We start from the raw sequence: 23,036 nt of genomic DNA, 5'->3' as shown, positions 1-23,036 counted from the left end.
CATTCAGCCCTCCTGGGCGCCCTCGTTGACTCGTTCGCGCAGCGCCTTGCCGGGTTTGAAATGCGGCACGTACTTGCCCGGCAGCGCGACTGGCTCACCGGTTTTCGGGTTCCGGCCCATGCGAGGCGGGCGGAAATGCAGGGAAAAGCTGCCGAAACCGCGAATTTCGATCCGCTCGCCATCCGCCAGGGCTCGGCTGAGCTGGTCAAGAATACAGCGAACAGCCAGCTCCACGTCGGCCTGACTCAGGTGCGTCTGATCCGCGGCCAGTTTCTCGATCAATTCGGATTTGGTCATTCAGCCCCTTCCCTCCTGCGGTCCACTGGCGGCCGAACGAGCGGCCGCCAGGGAGATTGCCAAGGTCTGATCAGTCCTTGTTGCCGAGCTGCTCTTTGAGCAGATCGCCCAGGGACGTACCGGAACCGCCGGAGCGGGACTGGTACTGATCAAGCGCATCAGCCAGCTCATCATCGTCCTTGGCACGGATCGACAGCGTCAGGTTACGCGTCTTCCGGTCCAGGGCCACGAACTTGGCTTCGATCTCATCGCCTTCCGACAGCACCTTGGTCGCGTCTTCGACGCGTTCCTTGGCCAGATCGCTGGCCTTGATGTAGCCATCGACGCCATCGGCCAGCTCGACCACGGCACCCTTCGGATCGACCGACTTGACCTTACCGGTCACGATCGAACCGCGCGGATGCTCGGCCATATAGGTGGCGAACGGATCCTGCTCGAGCTGCTTGATGCCCAGGGAAATGCGCTCACGCTCCGGATCGACGGCCAGCACCACCGCCTCGAGCTCTTCGCCCTTGCGGAAGTTGCGGATCGCGTCCTCACCCGGCGTCATCCAGGAGATGTCGGACAGGTGAACCAGACCGTCGATGCCACCGTCCAGGCCGATGAAGATACCGAAGTCCGTGATCGACTTGATCGCGCCCGACACCTTGTCGTTCTTGTTGTGGGTGGCGGCAAAGGCTTCCCAGGGGTTCGGCGTGCACTGCTTCATGCCCAGGGAGATGCGGCGACGCTCTTCGTCGACATCCAGCACCATGACTTCGACTTCCTGACCAACATGAACCACCTTGGCCGGATTGACGTTCTTGTTCGTCCAGTCCATTTCGGAGACGTGAACCAGACCTTCCACGCCATCTTCGATCTCGACGAAGCAGCCGTAATCGGTGATGTTCGTGACCTTGCCGAACAGACGGGTGGTCGGCGGGTAGCGACGGTCGATGTTGTCCCACGGGTCGTCGCCCAGCTGCTTCAGGCCCAGCGAAACGCGCATGCGCTCGCGGTCGAAGCGCAGGACGCGAACTTCCAGTTCATCGCCCACTTCGACGACTTCCGACGGATGACGAACGCGCTTCCACGCCATGTCGGTGATGTGCAGCAGACCATCGATACCGCCCAGGTCAAGGAAGGCACCGTAGTCGGTCAGGTTCTTCACCACACCCTTCACGACGGCGCCTTCGGTCAGGCGATCGATCAGATCGTCACGCTCTGCAGCGTACTCGTGCTCGACCACCGCCCGGCGGCTGACCACCAGGTTGTTGCGGCGACGGTCCAGCTTGATGATCTTGAATTCCAGGTCCTTGCCTTCGAGGTAGGCCGGGTCGCGCACGGGGCGCACATCGACCAGGGAACCGGGCAGGAAGGCGCGGATGCCGTCGATGTTGACGGTGAAACCGCCCTTGACCTTGCCGGAGATCTGGCCAATGACATTTTCTTCGGCGTCGAAGGACTTCTCCAGAGACGTCCAGACGCGGGAGCGCTTGGCTTTTTCGCGCGACAGGCGGGTCTCGCCGAAACCGTCTTCGACGGCATCGAGGGAGACTTCGACTTCGTCACCCACGGCCACTTCGAGCTCGCCATCGGGCTTCTCGAACTGGTGGATGGGGACGATGCCTTCGGACTTCAGACCCGCGTTGATGACGACGGCGTCATCACGGATCTCGACCACACGGCCCATGACAATGGCGCCCGGGCGAAGGTCGGCTTCGGTCAGGCTCTGTTCAAACAGTTCAGCAAATGATTCGGTCATTACGTTAAGGGTTTCCTGCCAGCTGCCGGCCGCGGCATCATGCCGTGCCCTGCGCGCTGGTTCTTCCGTGCCGTTCCGGACCACCCGGAACTTGTTCAGGCACTCGTTTACGACAAAAGGCCGGGCCTGCCAGTGCAGGTTCCAGCCAGCTCTTGGGGTGACTTTCGAGAAAGTCGACGGTCTCTTCTTCTAACGATCTGGAAGCCGATCTCGGACGATGGCGAGGACTCGCTCGACCACCTGATCGAGGTTGAGCCGTGTCGAGTCGACCACGACCGCGTCGTCCGCTGGCACCGTCGGCGCCACCGCACGTTCCCGATCTCTCCGGTCCCGTTCTTCAAGGTCGCGAAAAAGACGCGAGAATATAACATTTTCCCCCTTGTCTTTCAACTGTTTATAGCGCCGGTTCGCACGCTCGCGAACGCTGGCGTCGAGAAAGACCTTGATCGGCGCATCCGGGAAAACGATCGTGCCCATGTCCCGCCCATCGGCCACCAGACCGGGTGGGCGCCGATGGCTGCGCTGCAGCGCCAGCAAGGCCGCGCGCACTTCGGGCTGGACCGCCACGCGCGAGCTCATGACGCTGACCTCCTCGCTGCGCAGGCGCTCATCGACGGCCCGCCCGTCCAGGCGAACCAGGATGCCGTCCGGGCCCGGCTCGAACACCAGGTCCAGATCGCCGCACAGGGAGACCAGGCCCGCCACATCATCCGCGGCGATCGAGCGCTCGAGAGCCGCCGCCGCCACGCTTCGGTAGACTGCCCCCGAATCGAGCACGTTCCAGCCCAGGGCTCGAGCACAGCGCGCCGAGACCGCGCCCTTGCCGGCGCCGGACGGGCCATCGATGGTCAGAATCGGTGCCAGCTCAGTCATCGTCAGCCTCCCATTGCATGTCGGCACCCAGCGCCACCATGTCGTCGACGAAGCCCGGGTAGCTGGTCTCGATCCACTGCGCGCGCTCGACCACGATGTCGCCCTCCGACACCAGCCCGAGCACGGCCATGCTCATGGCGATGCGATGATCACCGTGGCTATCGACCCGCCCACCCCGCACCCGGCCACCCCGTATCACGGCGCCGTCCGGCGTTTCGGTCACGTCCACGCCGACCGCTGCCAGCGCTTCGCACATGACGGCGAGACGATCGGACTCCTTCACCCGGAGCTCCCGGGCACCCCGAATCACGGTCTCGCCCTCGGCGGCGGCGGCCATCGCCATGACGATCGGAAATTCGTCGATCGCCAGGGGCACCCAGGCCGGCGGGATCTCCAGCCCACGCAATCCCTCGCCGTGCACCGCAAGGCGCCCGACGGGCTCGAGACCCACGGTCTCGTCGCTCAGGCGCTCGACCCGACCACCCATCGCATCGATGATGCGGAGCACGCCGTCGCGCGTCGGATTGAGTCCGACGTTGTCCACCTCGACCCGGGAGCCGGGCACCATCAAGGCGGCCGCCATCACGAAGCTGGCCGAACTCAGATCCCCGGGCACACGAAGCTCGGTCGCGCGCAGCTCGGCTCCACCCCGCACCCCCACACCGGGTGCACCGTCGAGGAGATCGACGCCGAAGGCGGGCAACAGGCGCTCCGTATGGTCCCGGCTCGGGCCCGGCTCGACGACCACGGTCGCTCCATCGGCGACCAGACCGGCCAGCAACAGCGCCGATTTGACCTGGGCACTGGCCACCGGCATCGCGTAGCGGATGCCATGCAGCGCCTGCGGTTCGATCGACAGAGGTGCCCGACCCTCCCGTGACCCGATCCGGGCGCCCATCTCGCTCAGGGGGCGAATGATCCGATCCATGGGCCGGGCGGACAGGGACTCGTCACCGATCAGGGTCAGGGTATGCCCGATCAGCTCGGGCCGCCCCGACAGCATGCCGGCCAGCAGCCGCATCCCGGTCCCGGAATTGCCCAGGTCGAGCGTCCGGTTCCCCGCCTCCAGTCGACCACCCGTGATCCGGATCCGGCCCTCGGATTCGGTTACTTCGGCACCCAGGCTCGCCATGGCAGCGAGCGTCGCACGCGTGTCGGCCGCCTCCAGGAAGCCCTCGATCACACTCGTCCCTCGGGCAAGACCGCCGAGGATGGCGACGCGGTGGGAAATCGACTTGTCCCCGGGCGGGCAATAGCGCCCCGCCAGCGGCTTCGAGGTCGCTTGAATCCTGAGGCGCATCCGATTCAGCCCAGAATCCGCTTCAGGGCGGCCAGTACGCGCTGGTTCTGCGCCTCGGTGCCGATGGTGATGCGCAGATAATTGTCGAGCCCGTAATTGCCGACGGGACGGACGATCACACCCTCGCGTAGCAGGGCTTCATTGAGCGCTGCACCCGAACGCTCGAAGCCGGCCAGAATGAAATTCGCCGCCGACGGAATGGTGGTGGCGCCCAGTTCGCGCAGGCCCTCGCCCAACTGGATCAGACCGGCGCTGTTGAGGCGGCGGGAGCGATCGATGAAGTCCTGGTCTTCCAGAGCCGCTCGCGCGGCCGTCAGCGCCAGGGAGTTGACGTTGAAGGCCGGTCGCACGCGGTTGAGCAGATCGGCCACGCCGGGATTGCTCAAGGCATAGCCCACGCGCAGGCCTGCCAGGCCGTAGGCCTTGGAAAAGGTCCGGGTCACGACCAGGTTCGGGCATTCCTCGAGCCAGGTCGACGCGTCGCCCAGGCGATCGGATTCCGCGTACTCGGTGTAGGCCTCGTCGACGACGCAGATCACGTGCGGCGGCAGCGAGGCCACGAAGTCCTTCAGGCGCGCGCCATCGAGCCAGGTCCCGGTCGGGTTGTTGGGATTGGCGACGAAGACCAGGCGCGTGTCCGGCCCGACCCGCTCGTAGAGGGCGCGCAGATCATGACCCAGTGCCATCGGGTGGTCGGCCTGGAGCGCCGGTGCCACCCGGGCCGTCGCCCCGACCATCTGCGTCGCGATCGGGTAGACGGCGAAGCAGTACTGCGAGAACACCGCTTCCAGACCGGGCTGCAGAAACACCTGGGCAAGAAAGACCAGCACGTCGTTGGAACCGTTGCCCAGGGTGATGCAGCTCGGATCGACCGAGTGCTTCCGGGCCAGTGCCTGCTTGAGCTCGAAACCGTTGGCGTCCGGGTAGAGCCAGAGATCATCCAGCTCGCCGCGGATCGCTTCGAGGGCTCGAGGACTGGCCCCGAGCGGGTTCTCGTTGGAGGCCAGCTTGATCGAATCGGTCACGCCGTACTCCCGCTCCAGCTCGGAAATCGGCTTGCCCGGCGTGTAGGGCATCAGCTCGCGGACGCCGGGCACGGCCAGGTCGTCGAAATTCAGTGTCTTCATGGGTCGATGCTTGTCGTCGTGTTCAGGATTGGGTTTCGGTGGCAGCCGAGTCCGGCAGGCGCCCCAGCACGGCCCTCGGATAGGAGCCGAGCACCTTGACCAGGCGGGCCGATTCGGCGAGCTCCTCCATCGCCGAGGCCAGGCTCGGGTCGTCGACGTGGCCGTCGACATCGATGAAGAACACATAATCCCAACGGCCCTGGCGGGAGGGTCGGGATTCGATGCGGTTCATGTTGACGTGATGGCGCGCCAGTGGCTCGAGCAGGCCGAACAGGGCCCCGGGACCATCGTGGCCGGCAACCATCAGCGTCGTCTTGTCCTCGCCCGAGGACGGCAGCAGGGACTTGCCCAGCACCAGGAAGCGCGTCGTATTGTCGACATGATCCTCGATGTTGGCGAACAGCACCGGCAGGCCGTAGACCTCCGCCGCGTGGCGGCCGGCGATCGCCGCCGAATCCGGGGCGTTCCGCACTCGCCTGGCCGCCTCGGCGTTGCTCGACACGGCGATCAATTCGGCATGGTCCAGATGCGCGGCCAGCCAGTGCTTGCACTGCGCCAGCGACTGCTGATGGGCGTAGACCCGCTCGATCTGATCGAGGCGCCGAGCCTGGGTCAGCAGGTGTTGATGGATGCGCAACTCCACCTCGGCGGCGATCTTGAGATCGGAGTGCATGAACAGATCCAGCGTATGGCTGACCACGCCCTGGGTGGAATTCTCCACCGGCACGACGCCGAAGTCGGCCTCGCCGCCCTGCACGCTCAGAAACACGTCTTCGATGCTCGGCTGGGCGATGGCATTGACCGAATGACCGAACTGCCGATAGACCGCCTGCTGGGTGAAGGTGCCTTCCGGGCCCAGGTAGGCGATCCGCATCGGCTCCTGCTGAGCCAGACAGGCGGACATGATCTCGCGGAACAGCCGCAGGATGGCCGCGTCACTCAACGGTCCTTCATTGCGCTCGATCACTCGGCGCAGGACCTGAGCTTCTCGATCGGGTCGATAGTAGGCCGAGCCGGAACCCAGGTCGCCTTTCGCTTCGCGCACGGCGGCCGCCAGACGGGCCCGTTCGGAAATCAGGGCCTGGATCTGTTCGTCGAGGGTATCGATCTTGCGACGCACCTCGGCCAGGCCGCGCTCAGCCGAATCGGCGTTCGTAGTCTCCGAGGAAGTCAATCAGGGTCTCCACCGAATCATCGTCCAGGGCATTGTACAGGCTGGCGCGCAGGCCGCCGAGGGCACGGTGACCCTTGAGGCCCATCAGACCCGCGGCTTCGGCAGCCTCGAGGAATCGCCCGACGTGATCCTCGCTCGCCGGAAAGAACGGTACGTTCATGACCGAACGCGCTTGTGGCGCCACGGGATTGGACCAGAAGCCGCTCTCATCGATGCATCGGTAAAGGCGCTCTGCCCGCAGTCGGTTGCGTTCGGCCAGGGCGGTCAAACCGCCACGTGACTCCTCGATCCATCGACAGACCTCCAGCGCCACATACCAGCTCAGGGTCACTGGCGTGTTGTACATGGAGTCCGACTCGACCCAGCTTCGATAGTCGAGATAGCGAGGCAGACCGTCCGGAATCCGCGCGAGCAGATCGCGACGGATGCTCACCACCGTCAGCCCGGCGATGCCCAGGTTCTTCTGCGCGCCGGCGTAGGCAAAGGCCAGATCGGCGTAAGGGTATGGGCGCGAAAGGAACTCCGAGCTCAGGTCGGCCGCCAGCGGCACGGCCACCGTCGGCGGCTGCTCGAACTGGACGCCGTGGATCGTCTCGTTACCCGTGTAGTGAAGATAGGCGCAGTGCTCGGGCAGATGCCCCACCTCGGGCACATCCCGAAAGCCGTCGCGCTCGCTGCTTCCCACCACTTCGGCCGGCCCGAGGCGACGGGCTTCGGCCAGGGCCTTGAGGCCCCAGTGACCGCTGATCAGGTAGGCGGGTGTCCGCCCCACGGCCAGATTCATCGGCAGCCAGGCAAACTGCAGATTGGCACCGCCCTGGAGAAGGAGCAGAGCATGGCTGTCGCCCAGGCCCATCAGCGCCCGCAGACGATGCTCCAGTTCTTCGGCGAGTGCGGCGAAGCGCGGCCCCCGGTGGGAGACTTCGGCGATCGACGGGCTGCCGTCGGCAGACGGGGCCAGGGCCTCGGCGAGGCGCTGGCGCACCTCCACCGGCAGCATCGCCGGACCGGCCGAAAAATTGTGGCGCTTCATGTCAGGAACTCCGATCGCAGCGCACGGGCCGGAAGGTCGACTCAGCCGGCCACGGCAATCCGATCCAGGCCACCCAGATAGGGGCGCAGGACCGAAGGCACGACCACCGAGCCATCGCGCTGCTGGTAGTTCTCGATGACGGCTATCAGGGTCCGGCCCACCGCCAGGCCGGAGCCGTTGATGGTGTGGACCAGCTCCGGCTTGCCGGTGTCGGGATTGCGCCAGCGCGCCTGCATCCGGCGCGCCTGGAAATCTCCGAAGTTCGAGCAGGAGGAAATCTCGCGGTAGGCCTGCTGACCCGGCAGCCAGACTTCGAGGTCATAGGTCTTGCGGGCCGAAAAGCCCATGTCGCCCGTGCAGAGCACCATCACGCGATACGGCAGCTCAAGGGCCTGGAGAATGGATTCGGCATGTCCCGTGAGTGCTTCCAGGCAGTCGTCGGACTCCTGCGGCAGGCTGATCTGCACCAGCTCGACCTTGTCGAACTGATGCTGGCGGATCATGCCGCGGGTGTCCTTGCCGTAGGCCCCGGCCTCGCGCCGGAAGCAGGGCGTGTGGGCGACGAACTTCAGCGGCAGGGTGCCGGCATCGAGGATCTCGCCGGCGACCAGATTGGTCAGCGGGACCTCGGCGGTCGGGATCAGGAAGCGGCTCGGCTCGTCATCGATCTGAAAGGCATCTTCCGCGAACTTCGGCAACTGACCCGTGCCCTGCATGGCTTCGGCATTGACCAGGTAAGGGACATACATCTCGCGGTAGCCATGCTCGGCGTGACGGTCGAGCATGAACTGAGCCAGGGCACGATGCAGCCGGGCCAGCGGCCCACTGAGCACCGCGAAACGGCTACCCGAGAGTTTCGCCGCGACTTCGAAATCCAGCCCCTTCAGGCCTTCGCCCAGGTCGACATGATCGCGTGGTTCGAAGTCGAGCCGGTTCGGCTCCCCCCAGCGACGGATCTCCTGATTGTCGTCCTCGCCCTGCCCGTCCGGCACCGACTCGTCGGGCAGATTGGGCATGTCCAGCGCCAGGTGCTGCATCTGATCGCGCACGGCATCGAGCGTGGCCTTGGTCTCCTTGAGCTCGTCCCCAAGGCGGGACACCTCGGCCAGCAGGGGCTCGATGTCCTCGCCCCGCGCCTTGGCCTGCCCTATGGACTTGGACCGCGTGTTGCGCTGGTTCTGCAGTTCCTCGGTGCGGATCTGCAGGGCCTTGCGCTTTTCCTCGAGCGCGGCGTAGTTCTCGATATCGAGGTGGTAGGCACGGCGGGCCAGCGCAGTGGCCACGCCTTCGAGATCGGAGCGAAGAAGTTGAGGGTCAAGCATGACGTTCAGTCGGCTCGCGGCAGGAGTTCAGTTCGTGGAATCAGTCGGCAAACGGATCGCGGAAGATCACGTTGGCGTCGCGCTCGGGCCCGGTCGAGAGCATGTGCACCGGGGCGCCGATCAGCTCTTCGATCCGATCAAGGTAGGCGCGCGCCCCGCTGGGGAGACGGCTCGCATCGGTCAGGCCCTGCGTCGTGCCCTGCCAGCCCGGCAGGGTCTCGTACACGGGCTCGACACGGGACCATTCCTCGGCCCCGAGCGGAAAGCTGTCCACGCCCCGGTAATCGACGCAGATCTTGACCTCCTCGAAGGGATCGAGCACATCGAGCTTGGTGATGCACAGGCCCGTGATGCCATTGACCCGGACCATGCGGCGCATCGCCACGGCATCGAGCCAGCCGCAGCGGCGCGGGCGACCCGTGGTGGCACCGAATTCGACGCCCCGCTCGGCCATCAATCGGCCAGCGGCATCATCGAGTTCCGTCGGGAACGGACCGCTGCCCACGCGCGTCGTGTAGGCCTTGGTGATACCCAGTACGTAGTCGATCGCATCCGGGCCGACGCCCGCCCCGGTCATCACACCCCCGACGGTGGTGTTGGACGAGGTCACGAAGGGATAGGTGCCGTGGTCGATGTCCAGCAGGCTGCCCTGGGCACCCTCGTACAGGATGCGCTTGCCGGCCTCGCGCAGCTCGTGCAGATCAGCCGTCACATCGGTGAACATCGGCTTGAGCTCTTCGCCCAGCCGCGCCGCCTCGTCGGCGATCGCCGCACCATCCACGGGATCGGCCTGGTAGTAGTGCTGCAGCAGGAAGTTGTGGTAATCGATCACCGAACCCAGCTTGTCCTCCAGCCGGACCGGATCGGCCAGATCGGCCAGGCGCAGGCCATGGCGAGACACCTTGTCCTCGTAGGCCGGTCCGATGCCGCGACCCGTGGTGCCGATCTTGCGCTGACCGCGGGCCTGCTCGCGGGCCCGGTCGAGGGCCTCGTGGCAACCCAGGATCACCGGACAGGCCGGCGAAATGCCCAGGCGGGACCGGACGTCAACGCCCTTGGCCTCCAGGCCCTGGATTTCCTTGATCAGGGCATGCGGCGCCACGACCACGCCGTTGCCGATCAGGCAGCGGGCACGCGGCGTGAGCACCCCCGAAGGAATCACGTGCAAGACCGTCTTTTCGCCGTTGATGACCAGGGTATGGCCGGCGTTATGGCCGCCCTGGTAGCGGACTACGGCGTCCACATCATGGGCCAGAAGATCGACGATCTTGCCCTTGCCCTCGTCACCCCATTGGGTGCCGAGAATGACCACGGATCGAGTCATGTCAGTCCAGTCTTTGTCGTGGAGGCCTAACGGCCGTCCTGCTGTTCGAAGAAACGGAAGAACTCCGAGCTGGTATCCATCAGCAGGATGTCGCTCTCGGTTCCGAAGCTGTTCTCGTAGGCGCCAAGGCTGCGCCAGAACGAGTAGAACTCGCGGTCGCGATTGAAGGCGTCGGCGTAGATCGCGATGGCCTGGGCATCGCCCTCGCCTCGGATCTGCTGCGCTTCACGCTCGGCTTCGGCGAGCAGAACCCGGACCTGACGATCGGCATCGGCGCGAATGCGCTCGGCCGACTCGCGCCCCAGTGAGCGCAGCTCGTTGGCGTACTCGGTCCGCTGGGTTTCCATCCGGTCGAAGACCGAATTGAGCACCTGCTCGGTCAGCTCGATCCGCTTGATGCGGACATCGATCACGTCGATCCCGAAGTCCTGGAAGCGCTCGTCGGCGCGAGCCACCAGGCGCTCCATCATGGTCCGGCGCTGCTCGGAGACCACTTCGCTGAGCGTCCGCTGCGCGAATTCATCACGCAGGTCGTTCCGGATCAGCTGGCCCAGGCGCGAGCGGGTAAACATCATGTCGCCCCCCTGGGTGGAGACGTAGAACTGGCGCGGGTCGGTGATCTGCCACTTGACGTAGTAGTCGACCTCGACGAACTTCTGCTCGGCCGTATTCATCTGTTCCGGCTGCATGTCGAGGGTGATCAGGCGACGCTCGAGCTTCACCACGTTGTTGATGAAGGGCATCTTGAGGTGCAGCCCGGGCTCGTAGTCGGCACGCACGACCTCACCGAGACGGAACTTGATCGCGTACTCGGTTTCCTTGACCACGAACAGGCTGTTCAGGCCGATGATCACGGCCAGCACCAGCAGGATAGGAATCAGGATTCTCATATCAACGTCCCTCCCGGCCGCTACGGGCTCTCGGGTCGGTGGTGGACTCGCGGCCACGCTGCTGATCGCTGGGGAGCATCAGCGGGGGGGGTGGCGCGGTGGCCGAGGCATTTCCGCCCAGTCGATCCAGGGGCAGATAGAACATGTTGTTGGACCCATCGACGTCCATCAGGATCTTGGAGGAGCGACCGTAGACGCGCTCGAGGGTTTCGAGATAGAGCCGCTCGCGGGTGACTTCCGGCGCCTGCGCATATTCCGTGTAGATGGAAATGAAACGATCGGCCTCACCGGTGGCCCGAGCGATCACCGACTCCTGATAGCCGCGTGCCTCTTCCAGGATGCGAGCCGCGCGACCACGCGCCTCGGGCACTTCCTGGTTGGCGTAGGCCTGAGCCTCGTTGGCAAAACGGATCTGGTCCTCACGTGCCCGGACCACATCGTCGAAGGCCTGGCGCACCTGGGAGGGCGGGCGTACTTCCTGCAAGTTGAACGAGGTGATCTCTATGCCCGGCTGATAGCGGCTGATCACTTCCTCGAGCAGCATCTGGCTGTCCAGGGCAATCTGGTTTCGCCCGACTTCCAGGATGTAGTCCATGTCGTTGGTGCCGATGATTTCGCGAATCGAGCTGTCGGCGGCCTGGGACAGGGAATCGATCGGGTCCTGAACGTTGAACAGGAAGGACTCGGGCTCGACGATCCGGTACTGGATCGCGTAGGCCAGGTCGATCAGGTTCTCGTCGCCGGTCAGCATGCGGCTCTGGTTCTCCAGGGAGCTGACCCGGGAGACGTTGACCTTGATGACTTCTTCCACCGGCGTCGGCAGGGTGAAGTTCAGGCCGGGGTTCAGGTTGCGCGCGTGCTCACCGAAGCGCAGCACGACCCCTCGCTCGGATTCGTCGATGATGTGGATCGAAGTGAAGGCGACCCAGATCACCAGCAGCAAGGCGACGAGCAGCAGAATGCCCCCGAAGGACGGACCTCCGGCCGAACCACTGCCACGCTCGCCATCGTCGCCACCGCCCATGATCTTCTTCAGGCGACGTTGCACGTTGGCGAACACCTCATCGAGATCGGGCGGCTGCTGTCCGTTGCCTCCCTTCCAGGGATCGCGATCATCACCACCACCGCTTCCACGGCCGGGTTCATTCCAGGGCATTGCTGTCTCCGTTGATCTTCGCTGGGCCCGCGCATCGGTCCCGCTCGACCGGTCCCGCGGGAGCGGAACGGGTCAGCGCTGAGTGGCCGACGCCAAGCCGATTAGTTTAACAGGACTTCCTCGACCAGTTTGCCATCGGCCCCGCCAAGGCGCGTCAACAAGCGGGCATCGCGACGGTCGAGTTCCACCTCGAGATGGCAGATGCCCTCCTCGTCGATTCGCTCCTGCTGGACCACGCCGAGCGCGAACAGCCGCGAGCGGAGGCGGGCATGGTCGGGGCCCAGATCGATCCAGCGGTGGATCCGACCCTCACCGACCCGCTCGCTCAGGGCCCGTTTGAGCGCGTCCATGCCCTCGCCGGTCGCCGCCGACACCCAGACGGCGCGGATTTCGCCGCCCTCGTCACGCTCGAGCCCCGGCGCATGATCGGTCAGATCGGCCTTGTTGTAGACCCGAAGCAGGGGCAGATCCGCCGCCCCGATGTCGTCGAGCACTTCTTCGACCACGGCCTGATGCCGCGCCCGGTCCGGATCGGCCGCGTCGATGACGTGCACCACCAGGCTTGCCCCCAGGGTTTCTTCCAGGGTGGCACGGAAGGCGGCCACCAGCTCGTGCGGCAGATCGCGGATGAAACCCACGGTATCGCTGAGCAGTACCGGGCTGCCGGCCAGGCTCTCGATGCGGCGCACCGTGGGATCGAGGGTGGCGAACAATTGATCCCTGGCCATCACAGCCGATTCGGTCAGTCGATTGAACAGGGTGCTCTTGCCGGCGTTGGTGTAGCCGACCAGCGCGATCAACGGGGTTTCGCCCCGCTCGCGGGCGCGGCGTCCCTCGGCGCGGCGCTGCTCGACCTTGTCGAGGCGTGCGGTCAGGGCCCGGATGCGATTGGCCAGCAGACGACGGTCGGTTTCGAGCTGGGTTTCGCCGGGCCCGCGCATGCCGATCCCACCTCGCTGTCGCTCGAGGTGGGTCCAGCCACGCACCAGCCGCGTGGACAGGTGCTTGAGCTGGGCCAGCTCGACCTGCAGTTTGCCCTCGTGCGAGCGTGCCCGCTGGGCGAAGATGTCAAGAATCAGCGTGGTCCGGTCGAGCACGTTGACGCCCAGGCGTCGCACCAGGTTTCGCTCCTGGATGGGTGACAGACGCCCGTTGACGAGAACCAGCTCCGCCGAGAGTTCGGCCACGCGTTCGGCCAGCTCGTCGACCTTGCCGGAACCGACCAGGTACTTGGGGTCAGGACGCGAGCGTGGCGCCTGCAGCTCGCCGACGATCTCCAGGCCCGCCGATTCGGCCAGACGCCGGAATTCCTCGCGCGAGTCCTGGTCGTCGGAACGCTCGATGACCGGATGAAGCAGTATCGTCCGTGCCGGCGCCCCGGAGGCGCGGGCTTCGACGTCTGCGGTGCCGACCTCGATCAGGAGTCCTGCGCCTCCCCGTGCTCGCTCATGCGCACATTGCGCGCCGGGACCACGGTAGAAATCGCGTGCTTGTAGATCATCTGACTGACGGAGTTCTTCAGCAAAATCACGAAGTTATCGAAGGATTCGATCTGCCCCTGAAGCTTGATGCCATTGACCAGATAGATCGACACCGGCACATGCTCGCGCCGGAGCGCATTCAGAAATGGATCTTGCAGCGATTGACCCTTGGACATTTATTGACTCCTTGGTATGCGTCTTTTCGTTGAATTCGTGGGTCGACTGTCTTCAATCCAGTGATGGGCCCGAGCGGTGCTCTGTCAATTCCGCCGCCTCATCGAGCTGTTTGGAAAACCCCTGTACCTGCCTGAAAATACTATCAATTGCAGCGCCTTTCTGTGAATCATACCAGAGAGCCGCGCGCATCTGGCGCAGGGCCGTCAACTGACGCTTGGCCAGCTGCCGGGTCGCCGCTCGCGCCCGCTGCAGAAAGCTCTCCTGGTCGAAACGGCCGGCGAGGAAATCCCAGGCCTGACGATAGCCGACGCTTCGGATCGCGGGCAGATCCGGCCCCAGATCACCCCGCTTGCGCAGCGCAGCCACCTCGTCGAGAAAGCCCTCGGCCACCATCCGTTCGAAGCGCAGGGCGATGCGATCGTGCAGCACCTTGCGATCGGAGGGCGTGATCACCAGGCGCAGAGTGTCGAGACGGGCCAGGCGATTACCGGTCTGCCAATGGCTTGGGCCCTTGCCGGTCAGACGAAGGATCTCGACGGCGCGGAGCAGGCGCTGCGGGTCATTCGGGCGGATCCTGGCGGCAGCTGCCGAGTCCGCCGAAGCGAGCTCGGCGTGCAGACCGCGACCGCCGTCTTCGGCAAGTTCGGTCGCGAGCTGCTCTCGCAGGCTCGGATCGGCCGGCGGCAGTGGATCGAGGCCGTAGATGAGCGCGCGAAGATAGAGCGTGGTGCCTCCCACCAAGACGGGCAGACGGCGCGCGGCCCGAGCCTCCCGCATGGCCGCTTCGCAATCCTTGACGAAGTCCGCGGCGGAGTAGGCCTCGGCGGGATCCCGGATATCGATCAGGGCATGGGGGTAGCGAGCCAGGGTTACCGCATCGGGCTTGGCTGCACCGATGTCGAGGCCACGGTAGACCTGGGCCGAATCCACGCTGATCAAGGCCACGTCGAAGCGATCGGCCAGCGCCATGGCCACATCGGTCTTCCCCGCCGCCGTCGGGCCGGTCAGGATGACCGCGGGCGGCAGATCGGCACCCGATCGCGGGTCACTGACCACGCAGGAAGAGCCGGTCGAGGGATTTCATGTCCAGCTGCACCCAGGTCGGCCGGCCGTGATTGCATTGATCACTGCGCTCGGTTCGCTCCATGTCGCGCAACAAGCGGTTCATCTCGTCGATGTTCAGGCGCCGATTGGCGCGCACCGAGCCATGGCAGGCCATGGTCGAGAGCAGCTCGTCGATCGCAGTCTCGACGCGTTCGCTGCGGCCCAGCTCGGCCAGATCCGCCAGCAGGTCCCGGACCAGACCCAGGGGATCGGAGGTCGCCAGCAGGCTCGGCACGGCGCGCACGATCACGCTCTCCGGACCGGCCAGATCGAGCTCGAAGCCCAGCCGGCCGAGGTCCTGCCCATGGGTCTCCAGAGCCTGCACCTCACGTCGTGACACGGCCAGCTTCTCGGGCACCAGCAAACGCTGGGAACGAACCCGATCCTCTCCCCAGCTGCGCTTGAGCTGCTCGTAGACGATCCGCTCGTGTGCGGCATGCATGTCGACCACGACCAGGCCCTGGGCATTTTCGGCGAGCACGAACACACCATGGATCTGCGCGACCGCGAAGCCCAGGGGCGGCATGTCGCCGGCATCCACCGCTTCGATCCGGTCGGATCCGGACCCGCCTTCGGCCTGGACGAGGCGAGCGTAGCTCGACACCGCATCACCCACCGCGAGCCCCAGACCGGACTGGGACGGGGAGCGCTCGACGCTCGCCCGGCCCGTGAAGCCGAAAAACTCGGGACGCGCACCGGACGAGGCCGCCACGCCCTGCCCCGGTCTCGTCTCGGCCAGGGCCTGATTGATGGTCGAGAAGAGAAAATCATGCACCAGGCGGCCGTCGCGAAACCGCACCTCGGTCTTCTGTGGGTGGACGTTGACGTCCACGCGCCTCGGATCGAGGTCCAGTCGCAGCACGAAGGCCGGATGCCTGCCGTGAAAAAGGACGTCCCGATAGGCCTGGCGAATCGCGTGCGCGACCAGCCGATCGCGAACCAGGCGTCCGTTGACGAAGAAGAACTGCTGATCGGCCTGACTGCGCGAATAGGCCGGCCGCGCCACCCAACCCGACAGACGCAAGCCCGCATGATCGCGCTCGAGTTCGAGGGCCTGCTCGACGAAGCCCTGCCCGCAGACATCCGAGACCCGCCTGAGCCAGCCGGCCTGATCGGCCACGGGCGCCAGACGCCGCACGGCACGGCCGTCGTGGAAGAGTTCGAAACCCACCTCCATATTGGCCAGCGCCAGGCGGCGGACGAGCTCATCGATATGGCCGAACTCGGTGCGCTCGGTCCGGACGAACTTGCGCCGCGCCGGCACGTTGTAGAAGAGATCACGAACATCGATCACGGTGCCCGTGGGCATGCCGGCCGGCTGTGGTTCGGACAGGGTACCGCCTTCGGCTTCGATCGCCTGCCCGCTCTGGGCGTCGGCGGGTCGAGAAGCCAGGCGAAGTCGGGACACGGAGGCGATGGAGGCCAGGGCCTCGCCTCGGAAACCGAAGCTGGCCACGGCTTCGAGATCGTCCAGATCGGCGATCTTGCTGGTGGCATGTGGCGCCAGGGCCAAATGCAGCTGATCGGCCTCGATCCCGGCCCCGTTATCGGTGACGCGAATGCGGCGAGTGCCGCCCTGCTCCACATCGACGCGGATACGATCCGCGCCGGAATCCAGACTGTTCTCGATCAGTTCCTTGACCACCGAGGCCGGCCGCTCGACGACCTCGCCGGCAGCGATCTGGTTGATGAGATGCGTAGAAAGTTGTCGAATCGGCATGCCGCTCAGTTTAGCGACATGCGGCCTTCAGGATTGGACGATCGAGACGGGGGAACGACTCAGCTGCCGGTCGGGATCACCAGCACTGCCCCAGGATGGATCACATCGTCGTCGAGACCATTGGCCTCACGCAGGCGATTGACATTGACCTGATAACGACGCGCGATGACGCCCAGGGTGTCGCCGCGTTCGACCACGTGTCGGCCACGCGTCCGGTTGTTGGCAAACCAGGTCCCCTGCGGTGCCGTCTGACGGAAGTGCTCATCCACGCCCCGGGCGATCGCGGCGGCAATCCGCTCCCGATGCTGGGGATTGTTCAGGTTGTTTTCGTCCTGCGGATTGCTGATGAAGCCCACTTCCACGAGGATGCTGGGCACATCCGGCGAGCGCAGCACGACGAAATTCGCGCGCTCGACCTGAGAGCGATGGCGGCGGCCGACCGTGTCGAGCTGGGTGAGCACGGATTCCGCAGCGCGGGAACTGTACTCGAGGGATGCACTCTGCGACAGATCCAGCAGCACCGAACTGAGCATGTCGTCACCTCGGTCGAGGCGAACGCCGCCGATCAGGTCCGACTGGTTCTCGCTCTGGGCGAGCAGGCGGGCGGCCTCGCTGGAGGCGCCCCGTCGAGAGAGGATGTAGACCGAACTGCCGCGCACCCGGAAATCACGAAAGGCATCGGCGTGGATGGAAATGAACAGGTCCGCCTCGGCATTCCGAGCGCGCCCGTAGCGCTCCTGCAGGGGAACGAAGTAATCATCGGTGCGAATCAGCACGCCGCGCATGCCGGGCATCGCGTTGATGCGCTCCTCGAGCGCCCGGGCAATGGCCAGCGTGACGGTCTTTTCGAACACACCGCTCGGCCCGATGGCCCCGGGATCCTCACCGCCATGACCGGCGTCGATCGCAACGATCATTTCACGCTCACCGGTGGTCGCTGCCCGGACCACCTCTCGCACGCGTTCGGTAGCGGTCTGTGCGTTCTCAGGGGTCAGGTCGATGACCAGGCGATGTCCGTACTCACCGGCAGGATCCAGCAGGAAGCTCTGCGGCTTGGCGTTTTCCTCGAGATCGAAGACCACCCGCAGATCGCTGCCGTTGCGAACGCCATGGCGAACGGCTTCGATGACGCCGCTGCGCTCCGGGTCGATGGACAGCTGGTGCTCGATCGACGTGCCATCGATATCGACGACGACGCGTGCGGGATCATCCAGGGTGAAGAGGCGGTAGTCGACGCGGCCGTCGAGATCGAGCACGGCTCGCGTGCTGTCCGGACCCGCCCAGACGCGCAGGTTGCGGACCTCCGAAGCGAAGACGAGGGCGCTACCCGTCAAGGCCAACACCACCAGTCCGATTCTGCACAGCGTTCCAGTCACGAAGCTTCCCGAGCAGGACTCTATCTGCAATCTTGCCCCCATTCTCGAACTTTTTCAAGTCAAAACGGCAAGATACAAGAACAACTGAAGGCTTCTTCTGCAGAAAGCCGCCCATGAGCCCGGAAGTCCGGTTGGTTCAGTCCATGGCGAGCTTGATGCGAAGCAGGGTTCTGAGTTCCGGCGCCTTGCTCTCGGGAACCACTTCGGACAGGCTGACCCGGTCAAGGCAGTCGATGAACTGGCTCTTCGCCCGATGCAGGACGGAGCGCAGGCGACAGGCCGGCGTGATCACGCACTCGTTGTCGGCACGCATGCACTCGACCAAGCCCAGATCCGGCTCCATCAGGCGCACCACCTCGCCGATATTGATGTCTTCGGCGGGCCGGGCCAGCTTCACCCCGCCATTGACGCCGCGGGCGGAATCCACGAAGCCGTCGGCCGCCAGCTGCTGCGCCACCTTCATCAAGTGGTTCTTCGAGATTCCGTAGGCATCGGAGATCTCGCCGATCGTGCTGCGACGCTCCCCCTGAACCGCCAGGTAGATCAGCATCCGCAGTGAATAGTCCGTATAGCGTGTAACCCGCATGACGCGCCCCTGAATGCTCCAGCTTGTCCCGACATCGCCAACGCCCTCATCAAAGGGCGAGCCTCGAGAGTAATGGGTTGTCGGGATCGTAGTAAAGCGGATGTCGCGTTTTTGTGGTTGCGCTCGGTCACGGACCGTCACTAGTCTCGCGGCGGAAGAAACTCCAGGGGATTCTCGGGTTCGCCGTTGCGCCGGATCTCGAAGTGCAGCACGGCCTGGTCGGTCTCGTCCAGGCCCATTTCTCCGATCGGCTGACCGGCCCGGACACGAGCGCCCTCGGCAACCAGACGACGGCGATTGTGCCCATAGGCCGACAGCATCGTGGCCGAATGCTTGATGATGATCAGCTCCCCGTAGCCGATCAGCGCCGTGCCGCTGTAGACGACTTCCCCATCGGCCGCTGCCACCACGGTCTGACCTGCCTGCCCCCGGATGCCGATGCCACGGCGCGCCGCCGAGGCGTCGAAGGCCCGGGCGACGGCACCGGCCGTCGGCCAGCGCCAGTCGACACCGGCCACCCGGCGACTTGCTCCCGAGCTCGGGGCAGGCTGGGGTGACGATGGCGAGGATTCGGCCGGCGCGGAGGGTCGAACCGCCGGCTGCGTGCTGGCCGGGGGCACAGAGCGAGGAGGCGCCGGTTCGGGAGCGGGCGGGCGGACCTCGCGGGCGACGGGCGGCGCGGTCAGACGGATTTCCTGCCCGGGCCGGATGGTGTAAGGCGCACTCATGCCGTTCCAGCTGGCCACCGATCGCCAATCGAGGCCGTAGCGAAAGGCAATGGAGTACAGGGTGTCACCGCGCCTGATCTCGTAGACGGCGGGCGCCGGACCGGGTGCGGGTCGGCTCGCCCGAGGCGGCGGCTGTTCACGACGATCTTCGACGGGTGCCGGTTGCCAGGGCGCGCAGGCGGTCAGCCCGCCCGCGATCAGCAGCGTGGCGAAAAGGCCGGAGAGGAGACGCCCTACAGCCACCACCACACCAGGCCAGCCACGGCCGCGATGATCAGGACCGACCAACCGATCAGATCCACCCATTCGCGCAGTCGCTCCTCGGCCCGAGCACCACCGGCCCAGACCAGGCCGGCCACCAGATAGAATCGAGCACCCCGGCCGATCAGGCTGCCGGCCACGAAGCCAAGCAGGGGCATGCCCAGGGCGCCACCCGCGATGGTGATGATCTTGAAGGGGATCGGCGTGAACCCGGCGATGATCACGAACCAGATGCCGTAGTCCCTGAAGGCGTCCACGGCACGCTCGTAGTGATGGGCATAGCCCACACGCTCGATGAATGGGTAGATCGCGTCCAGGGCCAGGTGGCCGATCAGGTAGCCGATCAGCCCCCCGAGCACCGAGGTCAGCGTCGTCAGCAGCGCAAGACGCCAGGCACGGTCCCGCCGCGCCAGCACCATGGGTGCCAGCATCACATCCGGGGGGATCGGAAAGACCGTGGCCTCGGCCAGGGACAGTGCCGCCAGGTAGCGCTCGGCGTAACGATGGCGGGACCAGTGCAAGGCACGATCATACAGGGCCCTGAACATATGCCCGCCCTACTCCAGACCGCTGAGCAGCGGCACGAAGATGACCGGGCCGAGGTCCTCCCGCTCGAAGCCCGTCGCCGTGCGGGTGACGCGGGTCAGACGCTGGCCCTGCCCATCGTTCATCGGCGCGACCAGCACACCGCCCTCGTCGAGTTGCTCGAGGAGCGCATCCGGCACCTCGCCCCCGGCCGTCACCACGATGGCATCGAAGGGCGCCTGCGTCGGCCAACCCTCCAGACCATCGGCATGCCGGGTCAGGATGTTGTGGAGGCCGAGACGATGGAAGCGCTGTCGGGCGGTCCGCACCAGTTCGCCGATCCGCTCGGTGGTGAAGACCCGATCGCACAGACGGGCGAGGATGGCGGCCTGATAACCCGACCCGGTGCCGACTTCGAGCACCTTGCGCAGCGGTCGCTCGCCATGGATGGCGGCGGTCATCAGGGCCACGACGTAGGGCTGGGAAATGGTCTGCCCACGCCCGATCGGCAGGGCCGTGTCCTCGTAGGCTCGCGATGACAGGGCTTCATCCACGAACAGATGACGCGGCGTCGCGGCGATCGCCTCGAGCACGGCTTCGTCCCGAATACCCTTGTCGCGGAGCCTGGTCACGAGACGCTGACGCGTCTTCTCCGAGGTCATCCCGATGCCACGCTGGATGGGATCGGCGATCATTCTTCGCCGGCACCTTCGCCGTTCAGGGCCTCGATCCAGTGACTGACCTGATCGAGCGCCTGGTAACGGGTCAGATCGACGTGAATCGGCGTCACGGACACATAGCCCTTGCGCACCGCATTGAAGTCCGTGCCGGGCCCGTTGTCCTGCTCGCCACCCGGCGGGCCGATCCAGTAGAACGGTCGACCGCGCGGATCTTCGAGGGGAATGACGTTTTCCGATCGGTGACGGTGGCCCAGACGGGTGGTCTCGAAGCCCTTGATCTCCTCCCAGGGCAGGTCCGGCACGTTCACATTCAGGATCGTGTCCGCGGGCAGCGGCTCGGCGACCAGACGACGCATCAATATGGTGGCCGCCCGAGCCGCGCTTTCGTAATGGCGCGGACCTTCCCGCCCGTAGGACAGGGAGACCGCCATGGCCGGCAGCCCCAGGAAACGACCTTCCATCGCGGCTGCCACGGTGCCGGAATACAGCACGTCGTCACCCATGTTGGCGCCGGCGTTGATCCCGGACACCACCATATCGGGCTCGGCTTCGAGCACCCCGGTGATGGCCACGTGGACACAGTCGGTCGGCGTGCCGTAGACCTTGTAGACGCCCTCGCCCTGGCGTTCGACGCGAATGGGCTGATCGAGTGTCAGAGAGTTGCTGGCGCCGGAGCGATCGCGATCCGGCGCGACGACGGTCACGCGGTCGCAGTGCTTGGCCAGACCCTCGGACAACAGGCGAATTCCGGGCGCATACAGCCCGTCGTCATTGGAAATGAGAATATGCATGCTTGAATTGGCTGGAATCAAGACGTAACTATAAAGGAATCCCGGCATGAGCGGCACGTCCGAAAGGAGCTTGCATGGCCATCGATGACGAAGACCGCGAGCTGTTCCGCTCCGCCGTCGGCGAGGTACGCCGCGTGCGCCATGAGCGCGTCGCGCAACGCGGCACGCCACCCTCCCCCGTCCCGGCCCAGCGTCGCCTCGACGAGGCGGCGGTCATGGACGAGCTCGCCACGGGCCATTTCGACTTCAGCTCGGTCGAGACGGGCGAGGAGCTCCAATGGGTCCGTCCGGGCATGCGCCCCCGACTGGTCAATCGTCTGCGCCGAGGTCACTGGCGCGTCCAGGACGAGATCGACCTCCATCAGATGAACACCCAGGCCGCCGCGGCAACGATTCGGGCGTTCCTGAAGGAAGCGATCCGGGACGGTCTGAGCTGCGTGAAGATCATCCATGGCAAGGGCCTGCGTTCGGGCCCGGATGGGCCCCGGATCAAGCAGATCACGGCCCGCCTCCTCGCCCGCCACGACCGCGTGGTCGCCTTCGCCTCCGCACCCCCCCATGACGGGGGCACGGGCGCCGTGTACGTACTGCTACGCCAGGTGGCCTGAACGATGGACAGCGCCTTTGCCGCCCTGCTACTGCTCGCCGCCGTCAGTCTCTGGTGGTACTCGGCCAACCGCGCCCGCGAGCAGGCCCGGGAGCACGCCCGTCGCTTCTGTCAGAAGCAGGAATGGCAATTGCTGGACCAGACCGTGGCCCTGGCCTTCATGCGCCCGACTCGTGCGTCCGGCCGATGGGAATGGCGCAGGCTCTACCGCTTCGAATTCAGCCCCGATGGCGGCGGCCGGCGACGCGGTGAGGTTCTGATGCTCGGAGACCGCCTGGCCGCGCTGCGCGGCGAACTCGAGGACGGCGGGCACCTGGTGGAATGAGGGCCCGCGTTGGCGGGCCCTGAGCTACTTGACGACCTTCAGCGATGGCCGGGAGCGAGGGCGCTCCGGGCCGTCGTCGCCTTCGGCCTCCGACCGTCCGTCCGACTCCGGCGAGCTGTCCAGCCCCTCTTCGTCGGGAAACATCATGCCGCGTCCATTCTCGCGCGCATAGATTCCCTCGACTGCCGCCATCGGCACGCTCACCGCCTGCGACACCCCGCCGAAACGGGCCACGAAGGTCACCAGATCGGCATCCATGAGCAGGTCACGAACGGCCGTGGGGGAGATGTTCAGCACGACTCGATCGTCCTGGCGAGCGGCGTCCGGCACCCGGAGCCCCGGGTCGTCGGCATTGATCAGCAGGTGCGGAGTCAATCCGGAATCGACGATCCATTCGTGCATCGCCCGCAACAGGTACGGGCGACTGGGCAGCAT

At 65.7% G+C, this 23,036-nt stretch carries 24 protein-coding genes; 2 read left to right on the top strand and 22 right to left on the bottom strand.

The window, feature by feature from the left end; all coding sequences use genetic code 11:
• Positions 1–3: 3 nt before the first annotated feature.
• From WM2015_RS06700 to surE, 21 genes are all read right to left on the bottom strand, one after another.
• The gene (locus WM2015_RS06700; protein ID WP_049725323.1) at positions 4–297 is read right to left on the bottom strand and encodes an integration host factor subunit beta; all 294 of its coding nucleotides are present in this window, start codon (positions 295–297) and stop codon (positions 4–6) included.
• Positions 298–367: 70 nt separating this feature from the next.
• Positions 368–2,125 (bottom strand): 30S ribosomal protein S1, encoded by a 1,758-nt coding sequence (gene rpsA / locus WM2015_RS06695; protein WP_281173140.1) that lies wholly within the window; start codon positions 2,123–2,125, stop codon positions 368–370.
• Between the two features lie 105 nt (positions 2,126–2,230).
• The gene (cmk, locus tag WM2015_RS06690) at positions 2,231–2,914 is read right to left on the bottom strand and encodes a (d)CMP kinase (protein ID WP_049725321.1); all 684 of its coding nucleotides are present in this window, start codon (positions 2,912–2,914) and stop codon (positions 2,231–2,233) included.
• Positions 2,907–4,214 (bottom strand): 3-phosphoshikimate 1-carboxyvinyltransferase, encoded by a 1,308-nt coding sequence (gene aroA, locus WM2015_RS06685; protein ID WP_049725320.1) that lies wholly within the window; start codon positions 4,212–4,214, stop codon positions 2,907–2,909. The genes cmk and aroA overlap by 8 nt, the downstream gene beginning before the upstream one ends.
• Before the next feature lie 5 nt (positions 4,215–4,219).
• On the bottom strand, positions 4,220–5,341 hold the full coding sequence (hisC, locus tag WM2015_RS06680) for a histidinol-phosphate transaminase (protein WP_049725319.1): 1,122 nt from the start codon (positions 5,339–5,341) through the stop codon (positions 4,220–4,222).
• A gap of 22 nt (positions 5,342–5,363) precedes the next feature.
• Positions 5,364–6,515, bottom strand: a complete 1,152-nt coding sequence (pheA, locus tag WM2015_RS06675) for a prephenate dehydratase (RefSeq protein WP_049725318.1) — start codon at positions 6,513–6,515, stop codon at positions 5,364–5,366.
• Entirely contained in the window at positions 6,478–7,548 is a 1,071-nt protein-coding gene (gene serC / locus WM2015_RS06670) for a 3-phosphoserine/phosphohydroxythreonine transaminase (RefSeq protein WP_049725317.1), read from the bottom strand. Before serC ends, pheA begins: the two co-directional genes overlap by 38 nt.
• Positions 7,549–7,589: 41 nt before the next feature.
• Entirely contained in the window at positions 7,590–8,870 is a 1,281-nt protein-coding gene (serS, locus tag WM2015_RS06665) for a serine--tRNA ligase (protein WP_049725316.1), read from the bottom strand.
• Between the two features lie 40 nt (positions 8,871–8,910).
• Positions 8,911–10,194, bottom strand: coding sequence for an adenylosuccinate synthase (locus WM2015_RS06660; RefSeq protein WP_049725315.1), 1,284 nt, complete (start codon positions 10,192–10,194; stop codon positions 8,911–8,913).
• 26 nt (positions 10,195–10,220) lie between these two features.
• Positions 10,221–11,084 (bottom strand): protease modulator HflC, encoded by an 864-nt coding sequence (gene hflC, locus WM2015_RS06655; protein ID WP_049725314.1) that lies wholly within the window; start codon positions 11,082–11,084, stop codon positions 10,221–10,223.
• Position 11,085: 1 nt separating this feature from the next.
• Positions 11,086–12,240, bottom strand: a complete 1,155-nt coding sequence (gene hflK, locus WM2015_RS06650) for an FtsH protease activity modulator HflK (protein ID WP_049725313.1) — start codon at positions 12,238–12,240, stop codon at positions 11,086–11,088.
• Between the two features lie 101 nt (positions 12,241–12,341).
• A complete protein-coding gene (hflX, locus tag WM2015_RS06645) occupies positions 12,342–13,598 on the bottom strand; it encodes a ribosome rescue GTPase HflX (RefSeq protein ID WP_082169526.1) in 1,257 nt (418 codons plus the stop codon).
• Positions 13,599–13,657: 59 nt separating this feature from the next.
• The gene (gene hfq / locus WM2015_RS06640) at positions 13,658–13,897 is read right to left on the bottom strand and encodes an RNA chaperone Hfq (protein ID WP_049725311.1); all 240 of its coding nucleotides are present in this window, start codon (positions 13,895–13,897) and stop codon (positions 13,658–13,660) included.
• A 52-nt stretch (positions 13,898–13,949) separates the two neighbouring features.
• The gene (miaA, locus tag WM2015_RS06635; protein WP_211260971.1) at positions 13,950–14,954 is read right to left on the bottom strand and encodes a tRNA (adenosine(37)-N6)-dimethylallyltransferase MiaA; all 1,005 of its coding nucleotides are present in this window, start codon (positions 14,952–14,954) and stop codon (positions 13,950–13,952) included.
• Positions 14,944–16,722, bottom strand: coding sequence for a DNA mismatch repair endonuclease MutL (gene mutL / locus WM2015_RS06630; protein WP_049725310.1), 1,779 nt, complete (start codon positions 16,720–16,722; stop codon positions 14,944–14,946). Before mutL ends, miaA begins: the two co-directional genes overlap by 11 nt.
• A 59-nt stretch (positions 16,723–16,781) precedes the next feature.
• Complete coding sequence (locus tag WM2015_RS06625) at positions 16,782–18,098, bottom strand: N-acetylmuramoyl-L-alanine amidase (protein ID WP_169751114.1); 1,317 nt, start codon at positions 18,096–18,098, stop codon at positions 16,782–16,784.
• A gap of 136 nt (positions 18,099–18,234) precedes the next feature.
• The gene (locus tag WM2015_RS06620) at positions 18,235–18,684 is read right to left on the bottom strand and encodes an RrF2 family transcriptional regulator (RefSeq protein ID WP_049725308.1); all 450 of its coding nucleotides are present in this window, start codon (positions 18,682–18,684) and stop codon (positions 18,235–18,237) included.
• A 140-nt stretch (positions 18,685–18,824) separates the two neighbouring features.
• The gene (locus WM2015_RS06615) at positions 18,825–19,655 is read right to left on the bottom strand and encodes a peptidoglycan DD-metalloendopeptidase family protein (protein ID WP_183971350.1); all 831 of its coding nucleotides are present in this window, start codon (positions 19,653–19,655) and stop codon (positions 18,825–18,827) included.
• The gene (locus WM2015_RS06610) at positions 19,646–20,221 is read right to left on the bottom strand and encodes a YqaA family protein (protein ID WP_049725306.1); all 576 of its coding nucleotides are present in this window, start codon (positions 20,219–20,221) and stop codon (positions 19,646–19,648) included. The genes WM2015_RS06615 and WM2015_RS06610 overlap by 10 nt, the downstream gene beginning before the upstream one ends.
• 9 nt (positions 20,222–20,230) lie before the next feature.
• Complete coding sequence (locus tag WM2015_RS06605) at positions 20,231–20,893, bottom strand: protein-L-isoaspartate(D-aspartate) O-methyltransferase (RefSeq protein WP_049725305.1); 663 nt, start codon at positions 20,891–20,893, stop codon at positions 20,231–20,233.
• Positions 20,890–21,669, bottom strand: coding sequence for a 5'/3'-nucleotidase SurE (gene surE / locus WM2015_RS06600; RefSeq protein WP_049725304.1), 780 nt, complete (start codon positions 21,667–21,669; stop codon positions 20,890–20,892). Before surE ends, WM2015_RS06605 begins: the two co-directional genes overlap by 4 nt.
• Before the next feature lie 74 nt (positions 21,670–21,743).
• On the opposite strand from surE, the gene WM2015_RS06595 reads away from it, so the two are divergent.
• A complete protein-coding gene (locus WM2015_RS06595) occupies positions 21,744–22,277 on the top strand; it encodes a Smr/MutS family protein (protein ID WP_049725303.1) in 534 nt (177 codons plus the stop codon).
• A 3-nt stretch (positions 22,278–22,280) separates the two neighbouring features.
• The gene (locus tag WM2015_RS06590) at positions 22,281–22,601 is read left to right on the top strand and encodes a DUF3301 domain-containing protein (protein WP_049725302.1); all 321 of its coding nucleotides are present in this window, start codon (positions 22,281–22,283) and stop codon (positions 22,599–22,601) included.
• Positions 22,602–22,625: 24 nt separating this feature from the next.
• On the opposite strand, the gene WM2015_RS06585 is transcribed toward WM2015_RS06590, so the two are convergent.
• Entirely contained in the window at positions 22,626–23,036 is a 411-nt protein-coding gene (locus WM2015_RS06585) for a ClpXP protease specificity-enhancing factor (RefSeq protein ID WP_049725301.1), read from the bottom strand.

Origin of the sequence: Wenzhouxiangella marina (assembly GCF_001187785.1) — a bacterium.
Classification (GTDB): Bacteria; Pseudomonadota; Gammaproteobacteria; order Xanthomonadales; family Wenzhouxiangellaceae; genus Wenzhouxiangella; species Wenzhouxiangella marina.
Note: the sequence above shows the minus strand (reverse complement) of the source record. Positions and strands in the feature narration are given on the sequence as shown.